The sequence below is a fragment of the Acidiphilium sp. PM genome (genome assembly GCF_000219295.1).
Lineage (GTDB): Bacteria > Pseudomonadota > Alphaproteobacteria > Acetobacterales > Acetobacteraceae > Acidiphilium > Acidiphilium multivorum.
In genome coordinates this window covers 1-534 of the sequence record NZ_AFPR01000431.1, presented here as the reverse complement: position 1 = coordinate 534, position 534 = coordinate 1, and the positions used below count along the sequence as shown (strand labels likewise).

Here is a 534-nt window from a genome sequence, read left to right as displayed (position 1 = left end):
TGCGCGCCCGCGGCCGGCAAATCAACCGTCAAACCGTGGATCGCCCTTTCGGCCGCGCGCCGGACAAGCTATCCCGGTGCGGCTAGGAGACAGTGCGGGGGTTTTGCGTGCCGGATAGCGCCACCAGGGAAACCGTCGGAACGGCCGTGCTGCGGCCGCTTCAGCAGGAGGATGCCGCCCGCTTCCACCAGCTCATCAACGACTGGGACATTTGCCGCCGGCTGCCGGAAGCGCCGTTTCCCTACCCGCTGGAGACCGCCGAGGCCTGGGTGGCCGCGGCGGTGGCCGACCGTGCCGCCGGGCGCGCCCACGAATTCGCGATTCTCGATGCGGATGGCAGCATGATCGGCAGCGCCGGGCTGCGCCTCGATGCCGCGCGGGGCAGCGCTGCGCTGGGATACTGGATCGGCCGCCGGTTCTGGCGCCGCGGCCATGCGGGGGCGGCCGTCGCCGAGCTGCTGCACTGGGGGTTCGCCGAGCTGCCGATCGCGACGATCGAGGCGACGGTGGCCGCCGACAACGCGGCGTCGATCG

Annotated in this window: 1 protein-coding gene; it reads left to right on the top strand. The window is 72.1% G+C overall.

The features are described 5' to 3' along the window. Positions 1 to 146: 146 nt before the first annotated feature. The coding region (locus APM_RS13235; RefSeq protein ID WP_007423868.1) for a GNAT family N-acetyltransferase at positions 147 to 534 on the top strand (388 nt) is incomplete at its 3' end.